Raw genomic sequence first — 22407 nt, 5'->3', positions numbered from 1 at the left:
CCATGGAGAGAATCGAAGCCAACGGCACCTCGGTCAGCCTCAAGCGCAGCGGCGAGGGCCCGCCGCTGTTCCTGCTGCATGGTGCGGAAGCCGATCATTCGATGTTCCATGCTTTCGGTACTTTGCTCGCGAAGCATTTCACCGTGATTGCCTGCGACCAGCGCGATTCCGGCGGCACGCGCAATCCGCATGTTCCTTACGGCTTCGGCGAGCTCGCCGACGATGCCGCCGCGCTGATCGCAGCGCTTGGCTTTGCGCGCGCCCATCTGTTCGGCACCTCGTTCGGCGGCGCGATCGCGCAAGTGGCTGCGGTTCGCCATCCTGCACGTATCGATCGTCTGGTGCTCGCCTCGACTTTCCGCGTCGGCATGTCGGTAGCCTCGATCAATCCGGAAGGCTTTCCGAGGTTTGCCGCACTGCGTGCCGGCCTGCCGGAAACCTTGCCGGCCTTTGCCGAATATTTTTTCACGCCGAGCTATATCGCGGCCCATCCTGAAGCGCTGTCGATCTTCACCCGCAACACGCGCGATGCCGGACAACGGGAGCGCCGCGGCGCGGTATTGGCGCAGCCGATCGAGGTTTCGCTCGGCGCCATCAAGGCGCCCACGCTGGTGCTGGCGGGAAGCGAGGATCGCCTGATTCCGCCCGCGCATACACTGTCGCTAGCAAGCGAGATTCCAGGCTCCCGCGCCGCTGTCATCCACGGCGTCGCCCATGTCGGCACGATTCAGGATCCGGCCGCGGTGGCGGCCGAAGTGATCGCCTTTCTGCAAAGCAAATAACGAAAACATATCATGGAGGAGAACGACCATGGCGGAGGTGAGGGAGGATCTCGTCACAGCCTATGATGGCGCGCGGCTCGATGCCCGTTACTGGACCAGCATCGCGCTCGCCATCTCGACCAGTGTCTTCGACTATTTCGACTATTATGTCGTCGGCTTCCTCGTCGCGGTGCTGGCGCCGCAATGGCAGCTGACCTTCGGGCAGACCTCGCTGATTCTGCTCAGCGCCGGCGTCGGCGCGATCCTGGGATCGTTGGCATGGGGTGCGCTGGCCGACCGCTTCGGCCGCAAGGCGCTCTTGGTTGCGGGCGTCACGCTGTGCGCGCTGAGTGCCGGCTCCGTCTCGTTCATTCCCGACGGCGGCTGGATCATCTTCGCGACGCTTCGCTTCTTTGTCGGCTTTGGCGTTGGCGCCGCCGCCTCCGTCGCGGTGCCTCTGATCGTCGAATATACGCCGACGCGGCATCGCACCCTCGTCACCAGTGCCACCGTGATTCCGGTCTCACTCGGCATCCTCGCCGCATCATTGTCGGCCGCGACCATGCTCCACTCTATCGGTTGGCGTGGGCTTGCTGCGCTCGGCTTCCTGCCACTGGTGCCGGCGCTGTTGATCGCATTGATCATGCCCGAATCCGTGCGCTGGCTGGTTTCGCGGGGGCGCGACGCGGATGCCCGCCGCATCGTCGCGCGAGCCCTGCGCGTCGCGCCCGAGACACTGCCGCGGCCGCCTTCGGTTGAGGCCCTCGCCAGGCCGCAAGGCGCGGGGTTCTCCGAACTGCTGCAGGAGCCCCGGAGGGTCTGGCTGACGCTGATCGTCTGGTTCGGTGCCAGCACGGCGAATTATGGCGTGTTCCTCTGGGGCCCCACCATCGTCGCGCTGCTGATGGGCGTCTCGCCGGTCGATGTCGCTCATTTGTTCGTTATCGTCTCGCTCACCGGCATGATCGGGCGCGCCGTTTTCTCTGTGCTGGCCCAGCGGATCGGGCGGCGGCGTTGTGGCGAGATCATGGGCTATGGCATCGCGCTATCGCTCGGGGCTGCGGGACTGTTCTTCGATCGGACGTTGTTCGGCTATCCTGCTTTCGTGGTGCTGCTGGTCCCGGCGGCGCTGTTCTTCGACGGCGGCTTCTCCAACATCGCGCCTTATTCGGCTGAAATCTTCCCGGTTCGCCTGAGCGCGCGCGGTGTGGGGCTCGCTCAGGCTGCCAATGGCGTCGGCAAGATCGCCGGGCCGCTGTGTCTCGCACTGATCGCCGGCACCTCGAACCTGATCACGCCCAAGGCCACCATCGACGCCGTGACGCCGGCCTTCCTGTTCCTTGCGGGCTGCGGGCTCGCGATCGGGCTCGCCTTCACCTTCCTTGGCGTCGAAACCCATGGCCGGCCACTCGCGTTGGAGGTTCCGCAACCCGCTGAAAACGCGGGGACAGTTGCCGTTCATCTTGGCCGCGACGCGGAGGGCGTTGCGGCGCGCCCGACGCCGTCTTAGGCTTCGCCTCAAGCGCACACAACAAACAAGGAAGTGCATCATGCAGGACAGCGTCCAGACTCGAGCGGCCTCCCGTGCCATCCCTTTCGACACCAACAAGCTGGACAGGCTGATGGAGGAGGCCGGTCTCGACGTGCTGCTCGTCACCTCTAAGCACAATGTCCAATACATGCTCGACGTCGAGCGCGCGATTTTCTTCGATTACATGGATGCGCTCGGCATCAGCCGCTATCTGCCGGTCGTGGTTTATGCCAAGGGCGCGCCCGACAAGGCGGGCTATATCGGCCACCGGCTGGAAACGCATCAGCGCGAGGTGGTGCGGCCCTGGGTGCCGGAGCTTCGCACCTCCGGCCATGGCTCTGTCGATGCGATCACGACCGCCGCGCAGATGATCCGTGCAAGCGGCGTTCCCGCAAAACGCATCGGCGTCGAGATGGCCTTCCTGCCGATGGATGCGGCCAAGGCGTTGCAGGACGCTTTCCCGAATAGCGAGATCAAGGATGCGCTGTTCGCGCTGGAGCGGCTGCGCGCGGTGAAGACGCCGGCCGAATTGGCAAAGCTGCGCACCGCCTCCGATCTCGTGATCGAATCCATGCTCGACGTGATTGCCCATCACGGCCCCGGCACCACCAAGCGACAGCTGTTCGATGCACTGCGGGTGGCGGAGGTGAAGCGCGGGCTCACCTTCGAATATTGTCTGCTGGCATCAGGCGCGAGCCACAATCGTGCGCCATCGGAGCAGCGCTGGGAAAAGGGCGACGTGCTCTCGCTCGATTCCGGCGGCAACTACCACGGCTATATCGGCGACCTCGCCCGCATGGCGGTGCTGGGCGAGCCGGATGCGGAGTTGAAGGATCTGCTCGCCGAGATCGAAGCCGTGCAGCGCGCGGCCTTTGCGGTGATCAAGCCGGGCGCCATGGGCGGGGTGATCTACACCGCCGCCGAACGCGCGCTGAAGGAGACCAGCCAGCGCGACAACACCGAGTTCCTCGCCCATGGCATGGGCCTTGTCAGCCACGAGGCGCCGCGGCTGACCGCCTCTGGCCCTGTGCGCTACGACGCAGCCGATGCCGACCGCCCACTGGAGCCCGGCATGGTGATCTCGGTCGAGACCACGATGAAGCATCCCAAGCGCGGCTTCATCAAGCTCGAGGACACGGTCGCGGTGACCGCAACCGGCCACGAGATTTTCGGCGAAGGCGGTCGCGGGTGGAATGTTGGCGGCACGGCGCTGCGTTGAGCAGGGCGGCACTTAGCCGCCTACGACCTCAGCATACGCGATGCAGTAGGCTTCTCTTACTGCATCTTCCAACTTCCGCCCCTCGCGATAGGGCGCAAGGTTCGCCGGCCTTTCGACGCCCGGCAACAGCCGCTTGCAGGGCTCGGCCGCGCCCAGCACCATGTTCACCGGCACGCGCTCGGCATAGATCGGCAACGCGTAGTCTTCCTCGTCGTCACCGACGCCCTTGCTGCGGATTTTTGCCGACGCGCGCTCGATCTTCATGGAGATCACGGCGGTCGCCTTAATCTCCTGCTCCGTGCTCTGGCGCAGCTGCGCGGTGCGGCCGGGGAAGAAGCGGTCGACCATCATCACAAGCGCACGCGCCTTCTCCTCCTGGTTCTCGACCTGCCTCGCATGGCCGAACGCCATCACTGCGCGGTAATCGGCCGAATGGTTGAAGCCGCAGCGGGCGAGCACCAGGCTGTCGAGTTGGGTCACGGTGAGACAGGCCGGCTCGCCCTCGGACAGGTTGCGCAGCATCCGGCTCGCGCTGGAGCCGTGCCAATAGAGCCGCGATCCCTCGCGCCAGTAAAGCGTCGGCGTGCAATAGGGCTGGCCGTCGATCACGTAGGAGACGTGGCAGAGCGCGGCCGAGTCGAGCAGCCGGTGCACGGTCTCGACGTCATAGCGGCCGCGCTCATGCAGCCGCCGCACGCGGTTGATTTCGTCGACGGGGTAGCTCGCTGAAGTCTCGGCAGACATGGCATTCTCCGAAGTTGAGCTGCATCAGAGCCACAGGTAAAGTGGTCGGTGCGAGGTCCAATTTCGAGCCGATCATGCCGACCACTTCAAAACGCCAATCCGCACCACGTCAGGGCGCGCCGCTCGACCTGCCGCTGCGGCTCGACCGCACCGCCGGCAACCAGGCGCTGCAGGTCTATGGCGGGTTGCGCGGCGCCATTCTCGACGGCCGGCTCGCCGCAGGCTTGAGGCTGCCATCGACCCGCGTGCTCGCCCAGCAATTCGGCGTCAAGCGCAATGCCGTGGTCATCGCCTATGAACATCTGCAAAGCGATGGCCTCGCCGACGCACGCACCGGCTCCGGCACCTTCGTCGCAACGCTGCCGGCGCCCGTGCGCAAGACAAAGCCCTTACCCGCGGCGCCGCGCAGCATCAAGCTGCCGGCAACAAGACCGTTCGCGCTGGGCAAGACTTACGCCGATCCGCAACTGCTGCGCCGGCTGGCCGCGGCGACGCGCCGCCGCATCATGAGGACCGATGATGCCGCGTTCGGCTACGGCGATCCCCGCGGCGATGCCACGTTGCGGAACGAGATCGCGCGCTATCTCGCCGCGAGCCGCGGCTTCGTTTGCGATCCCGATTGCGTCGTCATCGTGGGCGGCATCCAGCATGGCCTTCGGCTCTGCATCGAAGCCCTGCTGCAGCCAGGCGATGCGGTCTGGATGGAGGATCCCGGCTATCCGGTCGCGGGCCGGACGCTGACGCGGGCGGGCTTGAAGGTAGTGCCGGTCCCGGTCGATGCTGAAGGTCTCGACGTGCGCGCCGGCGAGAAGCGCCGCCCGGCCGCCAAGGCCGCCTATGTCACGCCCTCGCACCAGTTTCCGACCGGCGTCACCATGACCATGGCGCGGCGGATTGCGTTGGTCGAATGGGCGCGGGCGGCCAAGGCCTGGCTGCTGGAAGACGACTATGACAGCGAGTTTCGTTACGGCGGTCCGCCGCTCACCGCGCTCGCGGGCATCGGCGGCGGCGACCGCGTCATCTATCTCGGCACTTTCTCCAAGCTTCTCGGCGCAGGCCTGAGGCTCGCCTACATGGTGCTGCCACCGGCCGCACTCGAACAAGTGATCGCGGTGCGCGAAGGCCATGACCGCTTTCCACCGAGCTTCATGGCGGGCGCGATCGCCGACCTGATGGCCGACGGCTTTCTCGCCGATCACATCCGCCGCATGCGCCGCCGCTACCGCGCTGGTCGCGACGCCGCTGTCGCCGCGCTGGAACGCGCCGCCGGAAAGTCGCTGACAATCGTCAGCCCGCAACAGGGACTGCATCTGCTCGCACTGCTGCCGGACGGCCTGCCGGCCGACGCGGCCGCAGCGATTCGCGCACAGGCCGGGGTCGAGACCTGGCTGTTGTCGGAAACGCGCCTGAAGGCAACCGGCGCCGACGGATTCATTTTGGGATTCGGCGGCCACGATACCGCCGAACTGATCGCCGCAGCGACAGCGCTGGGGCATGCGGCGAAGCGTTATGTCGATGCGCGGCGGTGAGAGGCCGCTCGAGCCTCGACACCGTCTGGAAGTACCTTGATCGCAGCCTCACGATACCGCGCTGCAGGCACGCCTGCGCAATCACGCCAGTGCAAGCCTCACCGCCAGCGCGATGCCGGTGACATAAGTCAGGAGCGCACCGATGAATCGCGCCGGCGTCGGCTTGTCGAGCGAGGGGCCCCACAAAAGGCCGGCGACCAGCGCGAGCCGGGCGAGCGTCGCAAGAACAATGGCGACGGAAACCCATGTCGGCCCGGGATGCACGGCAAACCACAGGAACATCACCGCGAAGAAAGGCGCATATTCGGCCGTGTTGCCGTGCGCGCGCACTGCGCGATGCAGCAGATCAGTGGGGCCGGTGTCGCACCCTATGGAGCGGCCGGTACTCCCGCGCAAAATCGAGACATAGAGCCCGAGCCCGAACAACAGAAGCCCAAGCACGGCGGTGCAGGTGATGCCGACATTCATAGTCTTCCCCCTGTGTGGTTCCGGACGAGCATAGCAGAGGAACGACGGGCCGGAATTGCGCGGCCGCCCACTTGTGCCGCCTCCTGACTGTTCCCAAGATCTTGTGGATCGGATTGGTGGCCGGAGGAGTTTTGCCCGATGTCTCTGTTCTCCTGCGTCCAGTGCGGCGCGCAATTTCCGGACAGTCCTGCGCCGCCACAGCACTGCCCCATCTGCGAAGACGAGCGGCAGTTCGTCGGCTGGGACGGACAAAAGTGGCTGAGCCGTGAGGAGTTCGCCGCAACGCATCGCGTGGTCTGGCGTGACGATCTCGGCGTGCCCGGCATCGCCGTCGAGCCGCAATTTGCCATCGGCCAGCGCGCTCTCTTGGTGCGCGAGAGGGACGGCTGCGTGATGTGGGATTGCATTCCGATGGCGACGGAGGCGGCGATCACCTATGTCCGCTCGCTCGGCGGGCTGAAGGCGATTGCGGTCTCGCATCCGCACTTCTACGGCGCGCTCGCCGATTGGAGCGCTGCCTTCGACAATGCGCCGGTCTATTTGCACGAGGCGGATTCAGCGTGGGTTACGCGCCCGCATCCGGCGATCGTCGCCTGGTCGGGCGACTGCCTGAAACTCTCAGACGATATTTTGCTGGTGCGCGCCGGCGGGCATTTTCCCGGCGGGACCGTGCTGCACTGGCGTGCCGGCGCCGAAGGCCGCGGTGCGCTCCTCACTGGCGATATCGCGACCGTGGTGATGGACCGCCGATTCGTCAGCTTCATGTGCAGCTTTCCGAACTACATCCCGCTCAATGCCGCGGCCGTGAAGGGCATTGCTGCGGCGGTCGCGCCGCTGCAGTTCGACCGCATCTACGGCGGCTGGTGGGGCCGCAACATCGCAGGCGGCGCGAAAGGCGCCTTCGACGCCTCGGTCGCGCGGTATCTTTCGGCAATCGCGTGATCCTCCTTCGTCCGCACCGCCGGCCGGGGGAGCGGCGCGTGATCCTGCCGCCGCGACCAGGAGATGTAATAGGCGACCGCCGTCATCAGCGTAAGTGCGGTCATGCTGACCAGCACCTGAAGCAGAATCGTGTTCTGGCTCGTGATCAGGACCATGTGGGCGGCGAGTGCAAGGAAGATGCCGACGCAGAAGCAGGCCAGCCATTCGTCGCCGCATTTGATGATCGGCTGCAGGAATTTCGAATCAAATCCCTTCCAATCCGCTGGCACGAAATAGCTGAACAGCAGGGCCGCGCAAAGCAGATGCAGAATGCGGGCGGGCCCCAGATTTTCGCGGTCGGTCGGGATGAAGGAGTTGACCAGTCCGTCCGGCAGCAGGTTGCCGATCGCAGGCATGGTCGCGCCGACCATGACGAGGAGCGACAGCACGAGATAGGCCATTGCCAGGATGCGGAGCGTCCGCAACTCCTGCAGCATGCCGATGAGCTTGCCGCCATGGAGCGCGAGATAGGCCCCGAACACGAACAGCACCTGCCAGCAGAACGGGTTGAGGTAGACGGCGCTGCCAGCGGGATAGGCCGGCAGGCCGAGATCAAACCGGCGTGCGGCGACATAGAGTGCCACGGACCCGAGCATGGTGATGTTCGGCCAGCGCAACAGAGCGGCCAGCACCAGCGGAAACAGCGCCAACAGCACGATTGCCATCTGCAGCACATCGAGATTGAGCGGCCGCGCCTCCAGCATCAGCCCATGCATCAATACGCGCACCGGATCGTTGAGGATGCCGATCACGTGATATTCCTCGAACAGGTCGGGTGCGGCGTAATGCGCGGCCACCCAGCTGATCGCGTTGATATAGACGACGAACAGCACGAGATGGGCCGCATAGAGCTGCCAGGCCCGCTTGAGGATGCGGCTTGCCGCAATCACGAAGCCGCGCTCCGCCATCATTCTGCCGAACATCAGCGCCGCGCCATAGCCGGAGGCGAAGGCGAACAGATCGACGGCGCCGCTGAAGCCGAAGTTCTTCATCGTCAGCAGATTAACCACATTGTTCGGAATATGGTCGATCAGCATGAACCAGTTGGCGAGACCACGCGCGAAATCGATCCGCAAATCGCGGGTACGCGCGGCAATGTTCGCCTTGATCGTCGCCTGCATCGAGACGCTTCGCCCCGGGAATCAAAATTGAGCTGAGGAACTTGCGATTTAAGCAGTGCGAAGCGGCAGTCCAAGTGGCTGTCCAAGTGCCAGTGAATAGAGTTTTCGTGAAGATTCACTTGTTTTGCGACAGCTGTTTGGACGCTTGACCCATCCAGCGATCACGTTCGCACAAATGGCGCGTGATTGTGCACCGGCGCTTCCCTGCTTCAGACCCGCGGCCGCAGCGAACGCTGCATGTCCATGGTGTAGGTGTACCGTCCCTCGGGATGGGTGGTGACGGTCACCTCGAACAGCTCTTCCCTGGCGCCGTAGTAACGCCGCACGACCGTGAGTGCGGGCAAGCCGGCTTTTGCCTGCAGGGCGCTCGCATACGCCGCGGGCAGGCCGCGGGCGAAGATCTCCATCTGGGCGTGTTCCGTAATTTGCCCGTACTGCCTTGCAATCTGTTCATGCACCGGCGTGCGGCCGTGGTCGCTGCGCTTGATCACGTCGGCGAACTGGCGAAGCACGTAGATCTCGGTCCAAGCGAGGGGTGCGGCGAATTGGTCGGCGCGCCTGACCGCCTCGATCAGGAACCAGTGCTTGCCGGGCTCGCACTTCAGGAGCGCTGCAAGCTTGCGGTCGGCCGTGATCTCGCGGGCTCCCACCACCTCGCGATAGGTTTCGTTGGAATAGCGCAGCCACTCGCCGAGCGATTTGACGCTGTGGGTAAAGAGAACCGGCGGTTCTGCGGCGATCACCACGGAACCGAGGCCGGCACGCCGCACGATCAGGCCCTGGTCCATCAGGATGCGCAAGGCCTCACGCACGGTCTGGCGGCTGGCCGAATGGCGCGCCATCAGCTCGGTCTCGGTCGGCAAGAGGCCACCGATGGCATAGGTTCCGAGGCGGATGTCGCGCTGCAGGTTGCTGGCGATGTCGCGGTAGCGCGACGACCGCCGCTTCTGAGGCCTGTCAAGCATCACAGCTCACCGCTTGGCCTGAGGATATCGAGGCCAGCGCGGCCTCGAATGCGGCAAGCGTCGCCAGCACTTCCATCTCGGGCACCGGGAAAGGATGTGTGCCCGCGACCGCGTCGGCAAAGGCGTCGAGCTCGGCGGCGAGCGTGTCGATGGCGGCATATGTCACCGTTTGCGGCTTCTCGCCGGATTTGCGCGTGATCATCGTGACTTCGTCGAGCACTTCGGCCGAACCTCTGGAACCGAACAGATGAATGCGCCAATAGAACGGGGTCGCCCGCACTGTCGAAAGCGTGCCGGTGACGCCGCCTGCGAAATCGATCGCGAGCATCACCGTGTCGAGTGGCGGCGGGCCCGCTTCGCGCGCCGCGAAGCTCGCATAGACGCGCCGCGCAGGTCCCACAAGGTTCGTAAAGGCATCGAGCACATGCATGCCGGCGCCGGTCAGGCCGCCGCCAGGAGATTCCTCCGGGGAGAGCCGCCAGCCTTTGACGATCGCGTTCGAATTCTCGTTGGAGTTATGACCCTCAACATGCAGGATTATTCCAAGCTCGCCGCTTGCGGCAATCTCGCGCAAGGCGGCGAGTGACGGCCAGAAGCGGCGGTTGTGCCCGACCGCGAGCACGAGGCCCGCTTCCGTGCAGGCGGCGAACATCGCCCGCGCATCGTCGCGGCGGAGCGCCAGCGGCTTCTCGCAGAACACCTGCTTGCCGGCTGCAGCTGCGGCGATCACTTGCTCCTTGTGCAGCGAATGCGGGGTAGCCAGCAGGATCGCGTCGATGCTGGTGTCCTCCAGCACGGAAGCGAAATGGTTCGTGAGCGCGATCCGTCGCTCGCCGCAGAAGTCGCGGGCGCCGTCGAGATCGGTCTCGACCGCGCGCGTGATCCTGAGCCGCGGCACGTGGCGCGCGGCCTCGACCAGGGCGCGGCCCCAACGGCCGAGGCCTGCGATGGCGCAATTGATCATCTGCTGCTCCCACGCTTGCCTGGCGAAGGACGGATAGCCTCGACGATCGCGGCACTGTCGACCTCGCCGCCCAACAGTGCAATGGTGGTGCGAAGCAATGCAGCTTGAACCGTCGTCACCGGCAAGGTCTGGCTCTGCCGCCGCGCCTCATCAAGGATCAGCTCCGCGTCCTTCAGGGTCTGTGCAATATGCGACTGCGGCGTGAAATCGCGGGCCAGCATCTTCGCGCCCTTGGTGTCCATGACGCTGGAATAAGCCGCCGACTGCCGCGCCGCGGCGAGGAAGGCTGTTGCGTCGAGACCCATGCTCTCGGCAAAGGCGATGCCTTCGGCGAGCGCGGCACGGTTGTTCTGCAGGATCAGGTTAATGGCAAGCTTGGTCCGGCTGGCGTCGCCGATCCGGCCGATGAACATTTGTTGAGGACACAGCGCGTCCAAAACCGGCTGGACAGCCTGGACGGCACGGGGATCGCCCGCAATCAGTGCGGCCGCGGATCCGTCGCGCGCTTGTTCGCTGGTTCCCGAAATCGGCGCCTCGATCAGGAAGCAGCGATGATCGGCGGCCCGGTGCGCAAGGCCTACCATCCGCTCCGGCGCGCAGGTCGTGATGCAGATCAGGATCGTGCCGGGGTCTGCCACATCCGGCGCCAGCTCTGCAAAGATGGCCTCGATCTGGGATGCATCGAACAATGCCAGCACGATGGCCCGACATCGTGCGAAAACGTCCGATGCGGAAACCGTCGTGCCCCCGCCGTTGCGCTCCAGCTCTGCACGTTTGACGGCATCGATATCAAAGCCGGTCACTTCGAAGCCGGCCGCAAACAACCGCCCTGCCAGCGCCGAGCCCATCAGGCCGAGCCCTATAAGGCCAACGCTTGGGTTGCCGGATATCGGGAAGCCTGGCGTCGCGTCCATCTACTGCGGCTCTATTCCGGCGGCCTTATCGCCACATTGCCGGCGTGGGTGGTGTTGGTGCCCATGAGCAGGGTGTAGCCGTCGGGCGCACTGCGCGCGACCTCCTGCGCTGCGATGCTGCCGAGCGCGCCGGCGCGGTTTTCGATCAGCACGGTCTGGCCGAATGCGTCCTGCAGATGCTGGCCGACCAGTCGCGCGACCTGGTCGGGTCCTGCGCCGGGAGGAAAGGGCACGATGATCCTGATCTGATGCCGGGGATAATCGAGCTCCGCACGGATTTGCGGCGCAAAGGCATAAACAAGCAAGCTTGCGAGCAGAGCCGGCCGCCATCGCATGGCGTTCCCCCAAGGTTATTATCGTTGCCTTATTTATACGGACAAAGTCACCGGCTGCGCAAGCCAAGGGTTTTGTTATTTGCTGCTGTTCAGATTGAGGTGTGATTATTTATCCGTATAAACTGGTAAAAACAAAACAGGAGGCGACCATGGTGGACACCGGCGAGTTGAATGCGCGGGGACTATCGCGCCGCAAGAAGATGTTCGGCGAAGCCGATGTCGAGAAGCGGATGGCGGCCGCCGGCGATTTCGGCGCACCGCTGCAGGCTGTCATCAATGGCTATGTCTATGGCGACGTCTGGGAGCGCACGGGGCTGTCCGACGACGTCCGTAGCCTGGTGATGCTGGCGATTACTGCGGCAAGCGGCCGGCCGACCGAATTTCGCGTCCATGCCAAGGGTGCTCTCGAGAATGGGTGCACGCGGGAGCAGGTGCAGGACGTGCTGCTGTTGATCGCGATGTATTGCGGCATTCCGGCGGCGATCGAGCCGAACCAGATTGCTGCCGAGATCTTTGGCAGGGACGCGTCGGCAGGTCCGGTGGCCCCTTGAGCGGCGCCATAGAGCCGAACAGGATTGCGCAGACCACGCGCATGCGATGTGCTACAATTATAACGTGTGACGCCGGGCGTGTTGCTTGAATACAGTCATCGCCCGGTGCTTTTCAAAGGATTGTCAAATGGCTGATCCGAAAAATCCCCTGATCCCGGTCCATGCCGATCCTCTGCAGCATCCACTTTACCGTCTCGCCGAACGGCTCGCCCAAAAAGGCGCCGTCAAGATCGTGGCGATCGGCTCGTCCTCGACAGCGGGTGAAGGCAACATCGTGCCATACCCTTATCGCCTCCAAGATGATCTGCGCAAGACATACAAGAACAACTTGATCGAGGTCATCGACCTCGGCATCGGCGGACAGGAAGCGCCGGAGGAAAAGGCGCGCATGCAGGACGTCATTGATCAGAAGCCGGCACTGACGATCTGGCAGGTCGGCACCAATGCAGTCTGGAAAAAGGAGAACCTTGATGCGGTCGGCATGGCCATCAAAGCGGGTCTGCTTCTGCTCCAGAACGAGCCGATGGACGTCATCCTCATGGATCTCCAATATGCGCCGGCCATACTCACCGACGACATGATCGGGGCGACCCGCAGCATGCAATCCCTCATTGCTCAGGCGGCTGCTGAAGCTGGTGTGAGCGTATTCCACAGGTTCGACATGATGCGGAAATTCATCGAAGTCGAGCGGCATTCCTTCGATACGATCATCGATCCCACGGATGAAACCCGGCTGCATATGAGCGACTTCGCCACGGGACGGGTCAGCTACGAGCTCTGCCAAGTGATTACCGTTGCCGCCGCCTTGGCGTCGCCAGCCGCGGCGCCGCCCAACGCATAGAAATTCCTGGGCCGGCCTGTCGGACGCGTTGGGCCCCGTTCGTCTTATGCCCATCGAACAGCCAGGGGAGAGCGGCGACGTGCTCCCATCGTTGGGTGATTGTGGCGTGCGGGTGAGGTCTGGTCGTGGTTCGCCGAGGCGGCGCGATCCGCCACTTCCTGCCTCATAGAGGCTTGATCCCAAAACCGGTCGCGCTATATCGACGTTTTGCCGCTTCATTCCCAGGTAGAACGCATGACGACGACCGATACCGCTGCCACCACCCAGCCGTTCCAGGCCGAGGTTTCCGAACTTTTGAACCTCATGGTCCACTCGGTCTATTCCGAGACCGATATCTTCCTGCGCGAGCTGATTTCCAATGCATCGGACGCCTGCGACAAACTGCGCTATGAGGCGATCGCGAGGCCCGAGCTGATCGGCGATGGTGCGCCGCCGAAAATCAGCATCGTCCCGGACAAGAAGGCCAATACGCTGACCGTGGCCGATACCGGCATCGGAATGGACCAAAAGGAACTGATCGACAATCTCGGCACCATCGCCCGTTCCGGCACCAAGGCCTTTGTGGCCAGGCTTTCCGAGGCCAAGGATGGCGCGGGCCTGATCGGCCAGTTCGGTGTCGGCTTCTATTCCGCATTCATGGTGGCCGAGCGCATCGTCGTCACCAGCCGCCGGGCCGGATCGAGCGAGGCGTGGACCTGGTCGTCCTCAGGCGGCTCCGGCTTCGAGGTCGCCCCGGCGTCGGAAGCAGATGCCCGACGGGTGGCCCGCGGCACCGAGATCGTGCTGCACCTGAAATCCGATGCCGCCAAATATCTTGAGACCTACGAGATCGAGCGCATCGTCGGCGCCTATTCCGACAATATCCAGTTTCCGATCGAGCTCGTGCCGGAAGAGGGCGAGACGCGGCAGATCAATTCGGCGAGCGCGCTGTGGCAGCGGCCGAAATCCGAATTGAAACCGGAAGACTATGCGCAGGCCTACAAGTCGATCGCCAATGCCTTCGACGAGCCCGCGATGACGCTGCATTACCGCGCGGAAGGACGTTACTCCTACGCTGTGCTGCTGTTTGCACCATCCACCAAACCGTTCGACCTGTTCGAGCCGGCGCGCAAGGGCAAGGTCAAGCTCTATGTCCGGCGGGTCTTCATCACTGATGATGCCGACCTGTTGCCGGCGTATTTGCGCTTTGTCCGCGGCGTGATCGACAGCGAGGACCTGCCGCTGAACATTTCCCGCGAGATGCTGCAGAACAATCCGCAGCTCGTGCAGATCAGGAAAGCCGTGACGACCCGCGTCATCACCGAGCTGGAGCAGCTCGCCGAGAAGGAGCCGGAGAATTTCGACAAGATCTGGGACGCCTATGGCGCGGTGATCAAGGAAGGCATCTACGAGGATTTCGAGCGGCGCGAGAAATTGCTGGCGCTGTCGCGCTTCACAACGACAACGGGCGAGCGGCGTTCGCTCAAGCAATACGTGGCGGACCTCAAGCCCAACCAGACCGAAATCTATGTCCTGGTCGGCGACAGCATCGAGCGGCTGAAGTCGAATCCGCGGCTGGAGGCGGCGCGTGCACGCGGCATCGAGGTGTTGCTCCTGACCGATCCGGTCGACGCGTTCTGGGCCTCGATGCAGCTCAACTATGAAGGCAAGCCTTTGAAGTCGCTGAGCCAGGGTGACCTCAATTTCGATCTTATCCCGCTCCTCGATGAGCATACCAAGGACAAGACCGAGCCTGCGGCGGATGAGGCGGCGACCATCGCGCTGATCAAGGCGAGCCTCGGCGATCGCGTCGACGACGTGAAAGCCTCGACTCGCCTCACCACCAGTGCGTCGTGTCTCGTCGCCGGCAACCAGGGGCCCGACCGCGCGCTGGAGCGGATATTGTCACAGCAGGCGCGCGGGGCCCGCACCAAGCCGATCCTGGAGATCAATTTGCGCCATCCACTGGTGACTGCGATCGCCAAGACCGAGGCCGGATCAAGCAAGGTGGATGATCTCTCGCTGCTGCTCCTGGAGCAGGCGCAGATACTCGACGGCGAATTGCCGGAGGACCCGGCGGCCTTCGCGGCGCGGCTGAACCGGATGGTGCTGCTGGGCGTTGGGGCGAGCTGATTAGCTCAGCTCGGTGGGTGGCCATTCCGGGATGGTCCGATGGACCAGACCGCAGATGCGCAATTGCGCATCGGGGAATCTCGAGATTCTCAGATGCGCAATTGCGCATCATGGTTCGATGCTGCGCGTCGCTCCGGAATGACGTATCCGCCTCACTCCTTCTTCACCCCTGACAGCTCGACCACCTTGCGCCAGCGCTCGGTCTCAGTGGTCAGCATGGTGCCGAACTCGGTGGCGTTGCCGAGAAGCGGAATCGCACCGAGCTCGACAATGCGCGGTTTGATGGTGGGATCAGCGAGCGCTGTGTTGATCTCCTTGTTGAGGAGGTCGACGACGGGGCGCGGCGTGTCGTGCGGCGCACCGACGCCGTAGAAGGAGCTGGTCTCGTAACCCGGCAGCGTGTCGGCGATCGGCGGCACGTCGGGGAGGATGTCCGAGCGCTCGCGCGTGGTAACGCCGAGTGCGCGGAGCTTGCCGGCTTTTACCAGCTCGAAGGACGAGGTGACGTTGTCGAACATGCCCTGGATCTGTCCCGACATCACGTCCGTGAGCCCTGGCGCGGAGCCGCGATAGGGCACGTGGATGAATTGCACGCCGGCCTGCGCCTTGAACAATTCGCCTGATAGATGCAGAGAGGTGCCGATGCCGGAAGATGCGATGGAGAGCTTGCCCGGATTTGCCTTGGCGTAGGCAATGAAGTCGGCCACGCTCTTTACCGGCAGATCGTTGTTGACCACCAGCACCAGCGGGATGCGGGCAACGCCCGCGACCGGCGCGATGTCCCTGGCGAAATCGAATGGCAAAGTCGGATCGAAGGACGCGTTGATCGCGTTCGCCGTCGAGGTGAGCAGCAGCGTGTAGCCGTCCGGCGGCGAGGCGATCACCGCCTGCGTGCCGATATTGCTGCCGGCGCCCGGCTTATTCTCGACCACGAAACTCTGGCCGAGCCGCTCGGACAGCCGTTGGCAAATTAGCCGCGACAGCACGTCCGTCGCGCCGCCCGCGGTGTAGGGCACGATCCATCGCACCGGATGCGACGGATAATCGGCGAGAGCCGCGAAAACGGGGCGGCCTGCACAAAGCGTGAGACCGGAGAGGCCGGCAGACACGAGAAAGGTTCGTTTGGTGATCATGATGATAAATCAATCTTCGGCGTGGATGAAATGCGGGCCACGCGCATACCGCCTGCGTCTGTTACAGCCCACCACAGATCTTGCAGGAATCGGGCCAGCCCGCACGACCTTCCTGAGATCGTGGTAAAAATCGAGTGGGCGCCGGTTTTCGCGGCTAAAGCGCGATGAGATTTGGTTGAATCGTCATCGCGCTTTAGTCTTTGATTGAGCATGATCTTTTCGGAAAACCGCTACACACTTTTCCGGATCATGCTTTAAGGAATATCCTTGCTGATCGGCGATGCAGCCAGCAAATCCTATAGTTTACTGCCTACTCTGCAGCGTCCTTGAGCTTTTCGCGCGCCTGGGCCTGTTCGTCGCGCTTCCGCGGCTCCGTCCAGCGTGCGAATGTGTTCGAAAGCGTATCGAGATAGAGGTAGACCACAGGCGTTGTGAATAAGGTCAGCGCCTGGCTGACGAGAAGCCCGCCGACCATCGCGTAGCCGAGCGGCTGGCGGATTTCCGAGCCCGTGCCGGTGCCCAGCATCAACGGCACGCCGCCGAGCAGCGCTGCCATGGTCGTCATCATGATCGGACGAAAGCGCAACAGCGCGGCCTTGCGGATCGCGTCGCGTGTCGACAGATGCTCCTCGCGTTCCGCTACGATGGCGAAATCGACCATCATGATACCGTTCTTCTTGACGATGCCGATCAGGAGAATGACGCCGATCAGCGCGATCAGGCTGAAGTCGAAGCCGAAGGCCATCAGGATCGCAAGCGCACCGACGCCTGCCGATGGCAGGGTCGACAGAATCGTCAACGGATGGATGTAGCTCTCGTAGAGAATGCCGAGGATGAGATAGACGACGACGAGCGCGGCAAGGATGAGCAAGGGCACCGTGCTGAGCGATTGCTGGAAGGCCTGTGCCGTGCCCTGGAAGCTCGAGCTCAGCGTCGCGGGCGCGCCCATTGTGGCCATCGCCTGCTGCACGGCGTCCGTGGCCTGTCCGAGCGCAACTCCCTCGGCGAGATTGAAGCTGATGGTCACAGCCGGGAACTGGCCCTGATGGGCGATGGCGAGCGGCCGGACCGGCTCGGTGTTCCATTTACAGAACACCGACAGCGGGACTTCCTGGCCCGTGGTCGGGGACCTGATGAAGATCTTGTCCAGCGTGTCGACCTTGCCCTGCAGTTCGGGAATAATTTCCAGGATCACGTGATAGCTGTTGATCTGCGTGAAATATTGCGTGACCTGGCGCTGTCCGAAGGCATCGTAAAGCGTGTCGTCGATGAGCTGGGGCTGGATGCCGTAGCGCGCCGCCGCGTCGCGATCGATCCTCATTTGCAGTGTAGTGCCTTCGGTCTGCTGATCGGTGGCCACATCGCGCAATTCCGGGAGCTTCTGCATGCGTGCGAGGATCTTTGGCGCCCAATTGTTCAGCTCGTCGAGATTGGCATCCTGCAGGGTGAATTCGAATTGCGTCCGCGTAGCGCGACCACCGAGACGGAGGTCCTGCGAGGCCTGCATGTAGAGCTTGGCGCCCTCGACTTTCGCAAGCTTCGGCCGCAGCCGGGCGATCACCTGTTGCGCATCTACGCGGCGCTCTTCTCGCGGCTTGAGCGTGATGTACATGCGTCCCGAATTGAGTGCCGTGCCACCGCCGCCGATGAACATGGCGATGCTGTCGACGGCCGGGTCCGCCTGCACGATCTGGTTCAGTTCCTCCTGGCGCCGCTTCATCTCGGCAAAGGAGATATCCTGGGGCATTTCCGATACCGCGGTCAGGAAGCCATTGTCCTGTTGCGGGAAAAATCCCTTGGGGATCAGCACGAACAGATAGACCGACAGCGCCACCGTCGCGAAGAAGATGCAGAGCGTGGTGAAGCTCCAGCGCAGTGCGAGGTCGAGACCTCGCTCGTAGGCTTGCAGCAACCGTCCGAAAGCGCGTTCGCTCCATTGGTAGAAGCGCCCGTGCCGCGTCTCGCTGTGCGCGCGCAGGAAGCGCGAGGCCATCATCGGGGTCAGGCTCAGCGAGACCGCCATGGAGACAAAGATTGCCATCGCCAGCGCCACCGCGAATTCGCGGAACAGCCGGCCGATGACCCCGCCCATCAGCAGCAGCGGGATCAGCACCGCGACCAGTGAGATGCTGATCGATACGATGGTGAAGCCGATCTCGCTGGCGCCCTTGAACGCCGCGTCAAGCGGCCTCTCGCCGTGCTCGATATAGCGGGTGATGTTCTCCAGCATCACGATCGCGTCGTCGACCACGAAGCCCACCGCTATTGTCAGCGCCATCAGCGATAGATTGTCGAGCGTATAGCCAAACGCCCAGAGCAGCGCGCACGCACCGAGCAGCGCGAGCGGCACAGTCACCGCCGGGATGAAGGTCGCCCAGAAGCTGCGCAGGAAGACGAAGATGACCATGATTACCAGCGCGATGGTGATCAGAAGCGTGATCTGTACATCCTCGACGGCGGCGCGGATGGTGAGCGTCTGGTTGCTCATGATCTTGATCTTGATCGCAGGCGGAATCGCCGCGATCAGCCGCGGCAATTGTGCCTTGATACGATCGACCGTGTTGATGACGTTGGCGCCCGGCTGCTTGAAAATGACCAGGAACACGCCGCGCTTGCCGTCGGCCCAGGCGGCCGTCTTCATGTCCTCGGGTCCGGCTATGGCCTCGCCAATGTCGCGGATGCGCAGCGGCCCGCCGTTGCGATAAGCGATGACGACATCGTTCCAGTCTTGAGCTTCCAGGAGCTGGTCGTTGGCATAGATCGTGTAGGCGCGCTTGGTACCGTCGATATTGCCTTTCGGGCTGTCGACTGTGGTGATGGCGATCTGGCTGCGGACGTCCTCGAGCGACAGGCCCTTGGCCACCAGCTTCGCAGGATCGATCTGCACGCGGATAGCGGGCTTCTGCTGGCCGCCGATGAAGACCTGGGCGACGCCTGAGATCTGACTGATCTGCTGCCCGAGTTGGGCGTCCACGGCATCGCTGACCCTGATCAACGGCAGGGTCTCAGAGGTCGCTGACAGCAACAATATTGGCGAATCTGCGGGATTGACCTTGCGATAGGTCGGCGGCGAGGGGAGGTTCTTGGGCAATTGCCCGCTTGCCGCATTGATCGCGCCCTGCACGTCATTGGCGGCACCGTCGATGTTGCGGTTGAGATCGAACTGGATCGTCACGGAAGTCGAGCCGAGCGAACTCGTCGACGTCATCTGCGCGATGCCCGGGATCTGCGCGAGCTGGCGCTCCAGCGGCTGCGCGACCGACGACGCCATGGTTTCCGGGCTGCCGCCCGGGAGGCTCGCCGACACCTGGATGGTCGGGAAATCGACCTGCGGCAGCGGCGCGACCGGCAGGAGCGGATAGGCGACGAGCCCGACAAAGAGGATGCCCGCCATCAAAAGCGACGTTCCGATCGGATAGCGGATAAACGGCGAGGAGATGCTTTCGTTCATGCGCAAGTCCGAGTGGCTGGCGCATCTTCTCCCGACAGCCGGGAGCCGTGGCGGGGAGCCCGCCACGGACGTGCGTTTCCTCCATCAAGCCGGGCGGTGCCCGGCCCTTTTACCAGCAGCTAATCACTCCCAAACGGCTTGTGCGAACAGAAAGCTCGCCATGCACATTCGACCTTGGTCCTATCGCCGATCCTGACTCGCGCTCCGGATCAGGCGCTAGACACCCAGGTAGCGCTGCAGGATACCGCTGTTCGACCTGATCTCCTGGGCCGGACCCTCGTGAACGATGTGCCCATTGTTGATGACGTAGATCCGCTGTGCGAGTTCCAGCGTTGCGGCGAGGTTCTGCTCGACCAGGACGATGGTCTGGCCGGCGGCGGCCAGATCGCGGCAAACCTTGATCAGGTCGCGCACGATGATCGGTGCGAGGCCTTCGAACGGCTCGTCCAGCAGGAGGATTTTTGGATCGCGCACCAATGCCCGCGCGATGGCCAGCATCTGTTGTTCGCCGCCGGACAAATCGGTCCCGCGGCTGCCCCGTCGTTCCTTCAAGCGCGGAAACATCTCGTAGATGCGTCCAAGCGGCCAGCTTCCGGCGGCGGTCAGGCCGGCAAGGACGAGATTCTCCTCGACATCGAGGCTGCCAAAGATCCGGCGTTCCTCATGCACAAGCTGTATGCCGGCCCGCGCGATGGTGTGGCTCTTGCGCCCGGCGATATCGATGCCATCAAGTATCACCGTGCCCGTTCGGGGCCTCACCACGCCCATCAGACTCTTGAGCGTCGTGCTTTTGCCGGCGCCGTTGCGGCCGAGCAGGGCCACGACCTCGTTGCGTTCGACGCGGAGCGAGAGATCGAACAGAATGTGAGAATCGCCATAGAATGAGTTAAGGCCCTGGACCTCGAGCAGGTTCATGCGTCGAGCACTCCGTGGATTCCGCCGAGATAGGCTTCCTGCACCGCCGCGCTTTTCCTGATTTCCTCCGGCGTGCCTTCGACCAGAACGCGGCCCTCCTGCAGGACAGTGACGCGCTCGGCCAGTTCAAACAGGGCATCCATGTCATGATCAATGACAATCATCGTCCGGTTTTGCCCGATCGATTTGAGCAGCTTCACCGTCTCGGTGCGTTCCCGCGGGCTCATGCCGGCGAGCGGCTCGTCCAGCAACAAAAGGCTCGGCGAGGTCGCGAGCGCGAGACCGATTTCCAGGCGGCGCTTCTCGCCATAGGCGAGTTCGGATACTGGCGTGTCCGCGCGCGCGGTCAGATTGACAAGTTCCAGCGTCTGACGAACCCTCTTCTCGAGCCCTTCGACCTTGTCGAGCTTGCGAAGCAGATCGAGCCGGAACTTGCCGCGCAATCGCGCGAGTGCGGCGATGACGATGTTTTCGCGCACCGTCAGGCCGGTGAACAACTGGTTGACTTGGTAGCTCTTGGTGAGGCCGAGCTGGCTGACATCGGTGACGTGCATGCCGGTAATGTCGCGCCCATCGAATAGAATGCGCCCGGAGCTCGGCCCGATCTCGCAAGTCAGCATCTTGAAGAAGGTGGACTTGCCGGCGCCGTTCGGTCCGATGATGCCGAGCAATTCGCCGCGCCTGACCGAGAATTCGATGTTGTTGTTGGCAACCAGGCCGCCATAGCGCTTCGTCAATCCGCTGGCCTGCAGAAGCGGGGGCGATGAGCTGTCCGTGACCGCAGGGCGATGCATCGGCGGAGGCACGGAGGCTGACGCACGCATGGGCTCGTCCCCTGCAGCCGTCTGCCCGGCGACGACCGGCTCGGCGAGCTGTCGCTGCGGTGGCCTCGTTCGTTTGCCGGCGAGGCGATGATGAAGATCCGCAAGGCCGCCGACGATGCCGCGGCGCAGAAAGCAGACCAGCAGCACGAAGACTACGCCCAGCACCAGCTTCCAGGCGGCGCCAAGGCCCAGGGCTGCCTGCAGGAAGTCCTGCAAAAAGAGCCAGACCGCGGCGCCGACCAGCGGCCCGAACAATGTGCCCCTGCCGCCGATTGCCGTCTGCATCACAAGCTGGCCGGAGGTGTCGAAAGTGAAGGCGTCGGGCGGCATGAAGGCCTGCAGGACACCAAGCAATCCGCCGGCAAATCCCGCGTAGGCGGCGGCGATCACGAAGGCGGTGAGCTTGTAGCCATGGACGTTGTGACCGACAGCCGCCGCCCTGACCGGGTTGTCACGGATCGCACTGAATATCGCGCCAACTGGCGACCGAACAATGCGCAGGGCAATGACGACACCGACGAAGTAGCAGAGTGCCAGAAACTGGTAGAGCGACCATCCGTCGGTAAATTCCAGGGTGGTGAAGCCGAGATTGAAACTCGGCATTGGTACGCCGGGGAGGCCGTTCTCACCGCCGGTCCAGGCCGAGAGCGGGTTGAACTCCACGAAAAAGAACACCTCCGCGATGGCGACGGTTATCATCGCGAAGTAGATGCCGGTGCGGCGCAGCGCGATCAGCCCGACCAGATAGCCGGTTACGGCCGCCGCGATCATGCCGATGACGAGCGCGCCCAGTACATTACTGAAACCGGTCTGGGTCAGCAGGTAGGCGGCGACGAAGCCACCGGTGCCGTAAAACGCCGATTGACCGAACGACAACAGGCCGGTGAAACCGAAGAGGATGTCGAAGCCGAGGCCGAACAGGCCCCAAACCAGGATCCGGTTCACGGTATTAGGCGCAAATCCGAGATACGGCAGGACGAAGGGAGCGATGATCAGGCCGATCGCCGTCAGCGTCTCGATCAGGAAGGGACGTTGCTTGAACATCACT

Annotated in this window: 19 protein-coding genes; 8 read left to right on the top strand and 11 right to left on the bottom strand. The window is 63.5% G+C overall.

The features are described 5' to 3' along the window. Positions 1-2 precede the first annotated feature (2 nt). From A3AI_RS43445 to A3AI_RS0126265, 3 genes are read left to right on the top strand one after another with little or no spacing between them, the layout of a single operon-like run. Positions 3-782: an alpha/beta fold hydrolase gene (locus A3AI_RS43445; RefSeq protein ID WP_024518453.1), complete on the top strand. Its 780-nt coding sequence runs from the start codon at positions 3-5 to the stop codon at positions 780-782. 28 nt (positions 783-810) lie between these two features. Then, positions 811-2271 (top strand): MFS transporter, encoded by a 1461-nt coding sequence (locus A3AI_RS0126270; RefSeq protein WP_024518452.1) that lies wholly within the window; start codon positions 811-813, stop codon positions 2269-2271. A 40-nt stretch (positions 2272-2311) separates the two neighbouring features. Then, a complete protein-coding gene (locus tag A3AI_RS0126265; protein WP_024518451.1) occupies positions 2312-3511 on the top strand; it encodes a M24 family metallopeptidase in 1200 nt (399 codons plus the stop codon). Between the two features lie 12 nt (positions 3512-3523). Here A3AI_RS0126265 and A3AI_RS0126260 read toward each other — a convergent pair whose 3' ends face one another. Then, a complete protein-coding gene (locus tag A3AI_RS0126260) occupies positions 3524-4255 on the bottom strand; it encodes a pyridoxamine 5'-phosphate oxidase family protein (protein WP_024518450.1) in 732 nt (243 codons plus the stop codon). Between the two features lie 74 nt (positions 4256-4329). Between A3AI_RS0126260 and pdxR the strand changes: the two genes are divergently transcribed. Then, on the top strand, positions 4330-5784 hold the full coding sequence (gene pdxR, locus A3AI_RS0126255) for a MocR-like pyridoxine biosynthesis transcription factor PdxR (protein WP_024518449.1): 1455 nt from the start codon (positions 4330-4332) through the stop codon (positions 5782-5784). An 81-nt stretch (positions 5785-5865) separates the two neighbouring features. Here pdxR and A3AI_RS0126250 read toward each other — a convergent pair whose 3' ends face one another. Beyond that, positions 5866-6252 (bottom strand): MAPEG family protein, encoded by a 387-nt coding sequence (locus A3AI_RS0126250; protein ID WP_024518448.1) that lies wholly within the window; start codon positions 6250-6252, stop codon positions 5866-5868. Positions 6253-6390: 138 nt separating this feature from the next. Here A3AI_RS0126250 and A3AI_RS0126245 point away from each other — a divergent pair, with 138 nt between their 5' ends. Further along, entirely contained in the window at positions 6391-7194 is an 804-nt protein-coding gene (locus tag A3AI_RS0126245; protein WP_024518447.1) for an MBL fold metallo-hydrolase, read from the top strand. Here A3AI_RS0126245 and A3AI_RS0126240 read toward each other — a convergent pair. The 5 genes from A3AI_RS0126240 to A3AI_RS0126220 all read right to left on the bottom strand — a co-directional run bounded on the left by A3AI_RS0126240 (position 7104) and on the right by A3AI_RS0126220 (position 11532). Beyond that, a complete protein-coding gene (locus A3AI_RS0126240; RefSeq protein ID WP_024518446.1) occupies positions 7104-8354 on the bottom strand; it encodes an OpgC domain-containing protein in 1251 nt (416 codons plus the stop codon). The genes A3AI_RS0126245 and A3AI_RS0126240 overlap by 91 nt on opposite strands. Positions 8355-8563: 209 nt before the next feature. Then, complete coding sequence (locus tag A3AI_RS0126235; protein WP_024518445.1) at positions 8564-9319, bottom strand: GntR family transcriptional regulator; 756 nt, start codon at positions 9317-9319, stop codon at positions 8564-8566. Beyond that, on the bottom strand, positions 9312-10283 hold the full coding sequence (locus A3AI_RS0126230) for a Gfo/Idh/MocA family protein (RefSeq protein WP_024518444.1): 972 nt from the start codon (positions 10281-10283) through the stop codon (positions 9312-9314). The genes A3AI_RS0126235 and A3AI_RS0126230 overlap by 8 nt, the downstream gene beginning before the upstream one ends. Beyond that, positions 10280-11197, bottom strand: a complete 918-nt coding sequence (locus tag A3AI_RS0126225; protein WP_024518443.1) for an NAD(P)-dependent oxidoreductase — start codon at positions 11195-11197, stop codon at positions 10280-10282. The genes A3AI_RS0126230 and A3AI_RS0126225 overlap by 4 nt, the downstream gene beginning before the upstream one ends. Positions 11198-11208: 11 nt before the next feature. Then, positions 11209-11532, bottom strand: a complete 324-nt coding sequence (locus A3AI_RS0126220; protein ID WP_024518442.1) for a Bug family tripartite tricarboxylate transporter substrate binding protein — start codon at positions 11530-11532, stop codon at positions 11209-11211. A 149-nt stretch (positions 11533-11681) separates the two neighbouring features. Here A3AI_RS0126220 and A3AI_RS0126215 point away from each other — a divergent pair, with 149 nt between their 5' ends. The 3 genes from A3AI_RS0126215 to htpG all read left to right on the top strand — a co-directional run bounded on the left by A3AI_RS0126215 (position 11682) and on the right by htpG (position 15036). Continuing rightward, on the top strand, positions 11682-12083 hold the full coding sequence (locus A3AI_RS0126215; RefSeq protein WP_036049588.1) for a carboxymuconolactone decarboxylase family protein: 402 nt from the start codon (positions 11682-11684) through the stop codon (positions 12081-12083). A 127-nt stretch (positions 12084-12210) separates the two neighbouring features. Then, positions 12211-12924: an SGNH/GDSL hydrolase family protein gene (locus A3AI_RS0126210; protein WP_024518440.1), complete on the top strand. Its 714-nt coding sequence runs from the start codon at positions 12211-12213 to the stop codon at positions 12922-12924. 234 nt (positions 12925-13158) lie between these two features. Next, entirely contained in the window at positions 13159-15036 is a 1878-nt protein-coding gene (gene htpG / locus A3AI_RS0126205; protein WP_024518439.1) for a molecular chaperone HtpG, read from the top strand. 152 nt (positions 15037-15188) lie between these two features. On the opposite strand, the gene A3AI_RS0126200 is transcribed toward htpG, so the two are convergent. The 4 genes from A3AI_RS0126200 to A3AI_RS0126185 all read right to left on the bottom strand — a co-directional run bounded on the left by A3AI_RS0126200 (position 15189) and on the right by A3AI_RS0126185 (position 22403). Further along, positions 15189-16169, bottom strand: a complete 981-nt coding sequence (locus A3AI_RS0126200; RefSeq protein ID WP_024518438.1) for a Bug family tripartite tricarboxylate transporter substrate binding protein — start codon at positions 16167-16169, stop codon at positions 15189-15191. Positions 16170-16479: 310 nt separating this feature from the next. Continuing rightward, positions 16480-19620 carry a multidrug efflux RND transporter permease subunit gene (locus tag A3AI_RS0126195; RefSeq protein WP_024518437.1) on the bottom strand — a complete coding sequence of 1047 codons (3141 nt, stop codon included), beginning with the start codon at positions 19618-19620 and terminating at the stop codon, positions 16480-16482. 216 nt (positions 19621-19836) lie between these two features. Continuing rightward, the gene (locus tag A3AI_RS0126190) at positions 19837-20535 is read right to left on the bottom strand and encodes an ABC transporter ATP-binding protein (protein WP_024518436.1); all 699 of its coding nucleotides are present in this window, start codon (positions 20533-20535) and stop codon (positions 19837-19839) included. Continuing rightward, on the bottom strand, positions 20532-22403 hold the full coding sequence (locus A3AI_RS0126185) for a branched-chain amino acid ABC transporter ATP-binding protein/permease (protein WP_024518435.1): 1872 nt from the start codon (positions 22401-22403) through the stop codon (positions 20532-20534). The genes A3AI_RS0126190 and A3AI_RS0126185 overlap by 4 nt, the downstream gene beginning before the upstream one ends. Positions 22404-22407 lie beyond the last annotated feature (4 nt).

The sequence above is a fragment of the Bradyrhizobium sp. Tv2a-2 genome, assembly GCF_000472425.1.
Taxonomy (GTDB): domain Bacteria; phylum Pseudomonadota; class Alphaproteobacteria; order Rhizobiales; family Xanthobacteraceae; genus Bradyrhizobium.
Note: the sequence above shows the minus strand (reverse complement) of the source record. Positions and strands in the feature narration are given on the sequence as shown.

Coding starts and splice junctions, on each gene's coding strand:
- A3AI_RS0126245 (WP_024518447.1), top strand. CDS start 6,391: ATGTCTCTGTTCTCCTGCGTCCAGTGCGGCGCGCAATTTCCGGACAGT.
- htpG (WP_024518439.1), top strand. CDS start 13,159: ATGACGACGACCGATACCGCTGCCACCACCCAGCCGTTCCAGGCCGAG.
- A3AI_RS0126240 (WP_024518446.1), bottom strand. CDS start 8,354: ATGCAGGCGACGATCAAGGCGAACATTGCCGCGCGTACCCGCGATTTG.
- A3AI_RS43445 (WP_024518453.1), top strand. CDS start 3: ATGGAGAGAATCGAAGCCAACGGCACCTCGGTCAGCCTCAAGCGCAGC.
- A3AI_RS0126235 (WP_024518445.1), bottom strand. CDS start 9,319: ATGCTTGACAGGCCTCAGAAGCGGCGGTCGTCGCGCTACCGCGACATC.
- A3AI_RS0126200 (WP_024518438.1), bottom strand. CDS start 16,169: ATGATCACCAAACGAACCTTTCTCGTGTCTGCCGGCCTCTCCGGTCTC.
- A3AI_RS0126185 (WP_024518435.1), bottom strand. CDS start 22,403: ATGTTCAAGCAACGTCCCTTCCTGATCGAGACGCTGACGGCGATCGGC.
- A3AI_RS0126225 (WP_024518443.1), bottom strand. CDS start 11,197: ATGGACGCGACGCCAGGCTTCCCGATATCCGGCAACCCAAGCGTTGGC.
- A3AI_RS0126195 (WP_024518437.1), bottom strand. CDS start 19,620: ATGAACGAAAGCATCTCCTCGCCGTTTATCCGCTATCCGATCGGAACG.
- A3AI_RS0126215 (WP_036049588.1), top strand. CDS start 11,682: ATGGTGGACACCGGCGAGTTGAATGCGCGGGGACTATCGCGCCGCAAG.
- A3AI_RS0126270 (WP_024518452.1), top strand. CDS start 811: ATGGCGGAGGTGAGGGAGGATCTCGTCACAGCCTATGATGGCGCGCGG.
- A3AI_RS0126190 (WP_024518436.1), bottom strand. CDS start 20,535: ATGAACCTGCTCGAGGTCCAGGGCCTTAACTCATTCTATGGCGATTCT.
- A3AI_RS0126265 (WP_024518451.1), top strand. CDS start 2,312: ATGCAGGACAGCGTCCAGACTCGAGCGGCCTCCCGTGCCATCCCTTTC.
- A3AI_RS0126210 (WP_024518440.1), top strand. CDS start 12,211: ATGGCTGATCCGAAAAATCCCCTGATCCCGGTCCATGCCGATCCTCTG.
- A3AI_RS0126220 (WP_024518442.1), bottom strand. CDS start 11,532: ATGCGATGGCGGCCGGCTCTGCTCGCAAGCTTGCTTGTTTATGCCTTT.
- pdxR (WP_024518449.1), top strand. CDS start 4,330: ATGCCGACCACTTCAAAACGCCAATCCGCACCACGTCAGGGCGCGCCG.
- A3AI_RS0126260 (WP_024518450.1), bottom strand. CDS start 4,255: ATGTCTGCCGAGACTTCAGCGAGCTACCCCGTCGACGAAATCAACCGC.
- A3AI_RS0126250 (WP_024518448.1), bottom strand. CDS start 6,252: ATGAATGTCGGCATCACCTGCACCGCCGTGCTTGGGCTTCTGTTGTTC.
- A3AI_RS0126230 (WP_024518444.1), bottom strand. CDS start 10,283: ATGATCAATTGCGCCATCGCAGGCCTCGGCCGTTGGGGCCGCGCCCTG.